The organism is Pararhodobacter sp. SW119 (assembly GCF_017811755.1).
In the GTDB taxonomy this organism is placed as follows: Bacteria; Pseudomonadota; Alphaproteobacteria; order Rhodobacterales; family Rhodobacteraceae; genus Pararhodobacter.
Genome location: NZ_JADDJF010000087.1, coordinates 1 through 7,216, shown reverse-complemented (window position 1 = coordinate 7,216; position 7,216 = coordinate 1). Strand labels below are relative to the sequence as shown.

The window sequence follows — 7,216 nt, the reverse complement described above, 5'->3', positions numbered from 1 at the left end:
GGCGCAGGCCGAATTCATCGAGATGGGCAAGGAAATTGGCAAGATCGATCGCCGGATCGCCGATGGTGTATAAGTCGAGATCGAGCAGCCAGATCCGGGGACCGTCGACGAGTACCTGGTCGAAGTAGAAGTCGCGGTGAATACCGCAGACAGGCGCGTCGCCCAGCCGTTCGAGGCGCGCGCGCGCCGTACGACGGATCGTCCCCAGTGTCGCGCCCGCTTCCGGCATTTGCTGTGCGGCGTGGTCGAGGGCGCGCTCCAGCACAGCGGCCTCGTTATCGAGTGACCAGCGGCGTTCGGTTGCGACTGGCGCGTCGTGAAGCCTGGCCAGCGCGGCGCCGGTGCGGGCAAATATCTCAGCCTGCGCGGCATCGCCAGGTTCGAGGTGGCCTGCCAGCGTCGTGCCCGGAACCGCTTCCTGAAGCCACATGTTCATCGACTCGATCTGGCCCAAGGCGCGGGGCACGCCCACGCCGTGCGCGGCGAGACCGTCGAGTTCGGCCGCGCGCAAGGCGCGGTGAACGCGCGGCGTGCGACGATCCGGCCCCTTGGCGCGGAGCTTGCCCAGCACATGCGGGGTGTTCGCGCCCTCGACGCGGTAGCGGACGAGCGCGCGGCGCCCGGGCTTGTGGCGCACGAGTTCAGTCGGCGCGATCCGAAGATCCCGTGTTGCGGCGCCGAGCATGCCCGCAATCTCGGGCAGGACGCGGAGTGGATCGAGGGCCTTATCGAGCTGGGGCATGCCGGGATCTCGGGGCTCGCGTGCAGCGAGGGAGAGCAGACCGGCCGCACGGTCCACCAGCGCGTGGCCCCGCTCCGGCCAGTCCGGTCGTCGCATCCTGAAACCTTCGGATGCCAGCAACAGAAGCGCGCGCGCATGATGCGAAGGGATCGACGCGGAAACAGAGCCCGCGTGGCGCGCATACCCCTCGAGCAGCGCGGCGCCCAGTTCATCGGCTTGCGTCTGCGTCAGGAACCCGTCCGCGGCCTGTGCGTCGAGCCGGGCCAGGAACGTGCCGATGTCGCGCGCGGGATCGCCGCAGGCGGCGTGATCCCAGTCGATGATGACCGGCCGATCCTTGGTGATCACGACCTGGTCGGCGCTGAAGTCGCCGTGAACCAGGCTGGGCCGGTAGTCCACCCCTCCGAGTCGCGACGCGATTTCGAGGCCGATCTCGTCCGCCCGCCGCGCAAGAGCGGAATCGAGCGCGGCAAGATCTTCGGCAACCGCGGCCAGCGCGCCGCGATCGTCGGCGGGCAGGATCACCGCGGCGGGACGAAAGGGGTCTGCGTGCAGCCTGGCCAGCGCCGCGCCCGTCTCGGCGACGGCCGTGGTATCGGGGAGGCCCCCCAGTGCCTCGGGGCAGATGGGCTCTCCGGGGACCCAGGCGGTCACAAGTGCGCGGTACCCGCTGCTGGCGCCGAGTAACGGCGCCCCGCCATGGGCGGCGGCGCCCGTCGCGCCGATCAGCGCGCGGTTGAAATCTTCCACACCCGTGATCTTCAGCGCGGCACGAGGCTCGCCCTTCCAGTCGATCCGCGCGACAAGCCGGCGGCCGGGCTTGTAGCGGAGAAGCTCGATCTCGCCCCTGGCAAATGATTCCTTCCGGCCAATGACCCGGCGCAGGTACTTGCGCCGCCGGTCAGGGTCCAGGAAGCGCCGCAGCGCGCGCAACTGCCGGTCGAGCCGCACCGGCACCACGACCATGCACGCCGCGTCCAGAAACAGCACCGACGGATCGTGCGTCCATTCGGGACGGCGGCGAACCTCGTCATATCTCTCGCTGGGATAGGCATGGGCGGCAAGCGCGCCGGCCTCCGGGTGCAGGAAGGCGGCGCTGCAACTGACCCCCGGCTTGTAGCGCAGGTACGCAGGCGCAAGCGGTGAAAGTCCCAGCGCCGCCGCCATGGCTTCCGCCTCGAGGATCAGTTCCAGCCCCGGCAGGGCCGGATCGCGCGCGCAGACGGCGCGGTCAGCCGCCGACAGCATGGATCGGCCCCCCGTCGTCGTCGCTGTTCTGTTGCCGCGCCCAGAGCCGCGCGTATTTGCCGCCGCGCGCCAGGAGGGTTGCGTGATCGCCGTCCTCGGCCACGCTGCCGCCGTCGAGGAAGATGATGCGATCCGCCTGCGCGGCTTGCGACAGGTCGTGGGTGATAAGGAGGCTCGTCTTGCCCCGGGCCAGCCGCCAGATCGCATCGGTCACGGTCGCCTCGTTGTCGCCGTCGAGGCCCGTTGTCGGCTCGTCGAAGATCAGGATCGGGCAACGCCGTAGCGCGGCCCGCGCGATGGCGATGCGCTGCCGCTGGCCGGCCGAGAGCGTCGCGCCGCGTTCGGCGACATCCGTTTCATAAGCGTCAGGCAGTGCGGTGATGAAGTCATGCGCATTCGCCAGGCGGGCGGCGGCCTCGATCTCGGCCTGCGTGACATCGCGCCCGGCGCCGAGGGCGATATTCTCGGCCAGGGTGCCGCGGAACAGGATCGTTTCCTGCGGGACGAGACCGATCTGGCCGCGCAGGCTGGCAAGGGTGACGTCGCGGATATCGTGCCCGTCGATCAGGATGCGCCCGCCCGACGGCTCATAGAGCCTCAGAAGCAGCGCCGCGAGCGTCGATTTGCCGGCGCCCGACGGCCCGGTGAGCGCCACACTCTGCCCCGATGCAAGCGCGAGCGACAACTTCTCGAGCGCCGGCTGTTCCTTGCGATACCCGAAACTGACCCGGTCGAAGGTCACCTCGCCACGCAAGGCCGGAGCGGGCGTCGCGCCCGCGACATCGCGGATCTCGGGGACCTCATCGAGCAGTTCCACCACGCGCTCGCCGGCAGCACTCGCCTTGGCCAGTCGAGCGGAATACTTGGCGTAGCTGCGGATCGGGCGGAAGGTGGCCTTCAGGTAGGTGATGAAGACCAGCAGGTCGCCCGGCGTCAGCCGTCCGCGCAGAACCTGGAGCGTGCCGAAGTAGAGCACCAGCGCGATGGCCAGCGCCACCAGCAGATCGACCGACCGCTCCAGCCCGGCCGCGAGGCGCTTGGCCTTCACCCCGTCCTTGAGGCTTTTGCGGTTGGCCCCGACGAAGCTTTGCGCCGCGCGATCCTCGATCGACAGCGCCTGCACCGTGCGCATGCTCGCCATCGCCTCGGCCGCCGTCGCGGCCATGTCGCCCTCGATCCGGCGCTGCTTGCGGCTGATCGTCTGGATCTTCTTGCCGACGCGGATCGAACTCAGCCACAGAAGCGGCAACGGCAGAAGCGCGATCAGCGCCAGTTGCCAGTCGAGCACCAGCATCACCACGACCATCCCGACCAGAACCAGGACGTTCGCCGCCAGCGGCAGCGCTGCGGTGACCGCCGTTTCCTTGAGCATGCCCACATCGCCGATCAGCCGCATGGTCAGATCGCCGGTCTTCGATCGGGTGTGGAAGCCCAGCGACAGGCTTTGCAGGTGGCGGAATAGGTGGGTACGCACCTCGGTCAGGACTCGACTGCCGACAAGCGCATAGCCGATCTTCGCCAGATACTGGAAGAGCGCCCTGAGGCCGATGATCGCCACCACACCAACAGAGCAGAGCGCGAGAAGCAGCATCGGATCGAGCGCATCCACCGCGGCGATGCCGGAGCCGCCGCTGCCGGCGACATTTGCGGGCACAACCCGGTCGATGACGAACTTCAAGGGCCAGGGTTCCAGCAAGCGCATGAGCGTCGCGCCGATCAACGCGAAGGTCGCGCCGGCCAGAAGCGGGCGGTGCGGGCGCAGATAGGGCGCGAAACGCACCAGCACCCGCTTGAGGCCCGGCAGCGCCTTGACGAGGGACTCGGGACGCGAACCGGCCATCAGGCGACCTCTCGCGCCGTGCCGAGGGCGCGGGCGATGACGCGGGCGGCGATCATGTCCCAGCCGTGGTGCGCGACGACCTGCGCCTGCGCCGCGGCGCCGAGGCGGTCGCGAAGGTCCCGGTCCGCCGCCAGCCGGGCGAGTTCCGCGGCCAGCGCCTCGGGATCGTCCGGCGGCACGAGCCGGCCAAGGCGTCCGTGATCCAGCACCTGCGCCAGATCGCCGACGTCGCTTGCCACCACCGGCAGCGACGCGGCCATGTATTCGTAGAGCTTGAGCGGCGAGAAATAGAACGGACGATCCCCGTGGTAGGGCGCGGTCGCCGCGTGCATCCGCGCCAGCCATGCCGGCACCTCGGAGGCCGGCACCGCGCCGGTGAACTGCGTCGCCTCGGCGAGGCCCAGGTTGCCAAGCCGTGCGTCAATCCGCGCGCGTTCGGGACCATCACCAACGATGAGTAGTCGGGCATCGGGTACGTGGTCGCGACGGAGAATCGCGAAGGCCTCGATCAGGGTTGCGGTGTCATGCCAGGGCTTCAGCGTCCCGGTGAAGCCGACCGTGAACGGCCCGCGCATCGTAGGCTTCTCGGCGAACCGGGTCGCGTCCACGCCGTTGGGCTCGACGACAACCTTCGACGGATGCGCTCCATAGGTCCGGGCGTAGTCCGCGGCAGCCGGTGAAACCGCAGTAATTAGCCCCGCGGCGCCGAAAGCCCGGTGCGCGCTGGCCTCGGCGTCAGCGCGGCGGACGAGCGTGCGGTGGCTGGCATGTTCCTCGATCAACGGGGCGTTGAGCTCGAGCACACCCGGGAGGCCATGCCGCGCGGCGAACTCCATGGCCGCATGGGCAAAAAGCGCGTGCCGCTCGTAGATCAGCTCGAACGGTCCCTCGGCGGCAAGAACGGCACCCACGGTGTGGTTCGTCGCCAGCGCCCAGGCGCTGCGCGCACTCGCATCCTCGCCGCGCGGCGCCGAGGGCAGCGGGCGAAGCTGAACCCCAGGCATCTGCGCGTGCGACGCTTCCGACAGCCGCGGCGAGAAGAGCGTGATCTCATGCCCCAGATTCGCGAAGGCCCGCAGCATTTCCTGCACGTGGATCGACGCGCCCTTCGTGCCGAACGGCGGGATGCCGGGGTCGGTGGTGACGTAGGCGATGCGCATCACGCCGACCTCCGCTGCGGGACCTCGCCGCCGCCGATTGCCGTGTCGAAAATCTCCCGCAGGCGTGCGGTACTCGTTTTCTGGTCGAACTCGCGCTCGATCAGCGCGCGGCCGGCCTCGGCAAATTCCCGGCGAAGCGCCGCGTCGTCCAGCAGCCTGGCCAACGCCACGGCCAGCGCTTCCGGGTCGCCTTCGGGAATGCAGAGCCCGGTTTCACCGTCGCGGACCAGTTCCGGAATGCCGGTCACATCGGTGGCCACGCAGGGCGTGCCGAGCGCCATGGCTTCCAGCAGCACGGTGGGCAGGCCGTCGCGGTTTCCGTCGCGACCGACGACGCAGGGACAGGCCAGAACGGCCGCCGCGCGCATCAGTGCCATCACCTCGGACTGGGGACGCGGTCCGAGCAGTTCGACCGCGCTTCCCAGATCGCTTGCCTCGATCTGTGCGGCCAGGTGGTGCGCCTCGTCGCCGCCGCCGACGATCCGGCAGCGAACATCGCGTCCCGCATCGCGCAGGATGCGCAGGGCTTCGATCAGAATGTGGAAACCCTTCTTCTCGACCAGCCGGCCAACCGCCAGGATGTCCGTCGCGTTCGCCGCGGGCTCGGAGAAATCGAACCGCTCCAGATCGAGGCCGTTGTAGATCCGGCTCACCCGCGCGGCCGCCGGCCCGAACCGTTCCCGCAGATACGAGAGGTTGTAGTCCGATACGGTGATCACGCGGTGCGCGTCGTGCAGTTTCTGCGCGAGATGCGTGTTCTCCGCGTAGTCGAAGTAGATGTCCTTGGCATGTGCCGTGAAGGTGTAGCCGATGCCGGCGAGTTGCGCCGCGAGGCGCGCGACCGTCGTCGCCACCGTTCCGAAATGCGCGTGGAGATGGGCGATCCCGCGGTCGTGGCATGCCAGGGCAAGCTCGATCGCCTGGGCGACGTCGCGCGCCTCCATTTCCTGCATCTCGCCGATTGCCGACCAGGCGCCGGGCAGCTTCGCGCGGGCCTTCTGCATCAGACGCCACAACGCCTCGGCGTTCTTCGGCTTCTCGGTCAGGCGGGTCACGGGGGCGCGGACCCGACCCAGGCAATCCTGGAAATGCGTCTCCTCCACCGGGCGGAGCGAGAAGATCTCGATGCGCTGCCCTGCCGCTTCATGGGCGAGGATCTCGTTCACGATGAAGGTTTCCGAATACCGCGGATAGCGTTTCAGAACGTAGCCGATCGTGGTGTCGGGCGAGGTGTGTGTGATCATGAGAAATCCTTCCCTGGCGCCTGGGTCCGCGCCTCAAATGGCATGGCGAGAGGTTTGCTGCGGCGCGAGCAGCGACGCCCCCAGCGCTCTGACCCGCTCCAGCCCCTGCAAGTCGATCCGTGGTCGCGGTCGTCGGCGCGGCGCGGGTTCGCCGATCCACCGGCCAAGTGCGTCTGGCGACAGCGCGTCCGGATGAAGCATGTCCGCGAACCCGTGCGCGCTCAGCTTCTCGGCCCGTATGTGCTGTTCGGCGCGCGGTCGCACACGGGGCACGAGGAGCGCCCGGACGCCGAGCGACATGACCTCGCAGGCGGTGTTGTAACCGCACATGGAGACGTAGGCAGTGGCACCCGCCACCAGGCCGACCGGCTCCTGCACGAAGTCGACGACCGTCATGTCGGCGCGGCCGGCCGCATGATCCATGGTCCGCCGGCGAGCCTCGGGGGCCATCTGCGTGCCGGTGATCAGGATGCCGCGCTGGCCCTCCGGCAGGTGCGTCCGCACGAAGCATTCCGCCAGCGCGACGCCGTCGCGCCCGCCCCCGACCGTACACAGCACATACGGGCGCCGATCGTCATCGACCAGGGACCTCCTGATCTTGGGCGCCGCCGCCGATCCCAACCGTTCCGACTGGTCGAGGTAGCCCGTGTAGGTGAGCATCGCCGACAGTTCAGCGCCAAACCCGTATTCCGTGGCGGTGTCGTAGAGCGCCGGATCGCCGTAGACCCAGATGTCGTCGTAGTACTCGCGCAGCGCCTCGAAGTTGCGCTGGCGCAGCCATTGCTGGCGCATGACCGCCGGGCGGTCGATGATGTCGCGCAAGCCGAGGACGATGCGCGTCTTGCCGGAGCGACGCAGGGCGCGCAACGTCGGGTCCAGTTCGAACTGGGCACCGCGCGGCACGTTGTCCACGATCATCAGGTCGGGCTGGAATTTCGCGACCGCCGCACGGATGGTCGCCGCGCGCAGATCGCGAAGGGTA

The 7,216-nt window shown here is 69.0% G+C and carries 5 protein-coding genes; all 5 read right to left on the bottom strand.

What is annotated here, in order from left to right; translation table 11 throughout:
• The coding region (locus IM708_RS19745) for an aminoglycoside phosphotransferase family protein (RefSeq protein ID WP_209428291.1) at positions 1-1,990 on the bottom strand (1,990 nt) is incomplete at its 3' end.
• Complete coding sequence (locus IM708_RS19740; RefSeq protein ID WP_209428290.1) at positions 1,974-3,830, bottom strand: ABC transporter ATP-binding protein; 1,857 nt, start codon at positions 3,828-3,830, stop codon at positions 1,974-1,976. The genes IM708_RS19745 and IM708_RS19740, both read right to left, overlap by 17 nt.
• Positions 3,830-4,990 carry a glycosyltransferase family 4 protein gene (locus IM708_RS19735; protein WP_209428289.1) on the bottom strand — a complete coding sequence of 387 codons (1,161 nt, stop codon included), beginning with the start codon at positions 4,988-4,990 and terminating at the stop codon, positions 3,830-3,832. The genes IM708_RS19740 and IM708_RS19735 overlap by 1 nt, the downstream gene beginning before the upstream one ends.
• Entirely contained in the window at positions 4,990-6,234 is a 1,245-nt protein-coding gene (locus IM708_RS19730) for a glycosyltransferase family 4 protein (protein ID WP_209428288.1), read from the bottom strand. The genes IM708_RS19735 and IM708_RS19730 overlap by 1 nt, the downstream gene beginning before the upstream one ends.
• A gap of 33 nt (positions 6,235-6,267) precedes the next feature.
• On the bottom strand, positions 6,268-7,216 hold a 949-nt coding region (locus IM708_RS19725; protein ID WP_209428287.1), incomplete at its 5' end, for a glycosyltransferase.

Coding starts and splice junctions, on each gene's coding strand:
- IM708_RS19740 (WP_209428290.1), bottom strand. CDS start 3,830: ATGGCCGGTTCGCGTCCCGAGTCCCTCGTCAAGGCGCTGCCGGGCCTC.
- IM708_RS19735 (WP_209428289.1), bottom strand. CDS start 4,990: ATGCGCATCGCCTACGTCACCACCGACCCCGGCATCCCGCCGTTCGGC.
- IM708_RS19730 (WP_209428288.1), bottom strand. CDS start 6,234: ATGATCACACACACCTCGCCCGACACCACGATCGGCTACGTTCTGAAA.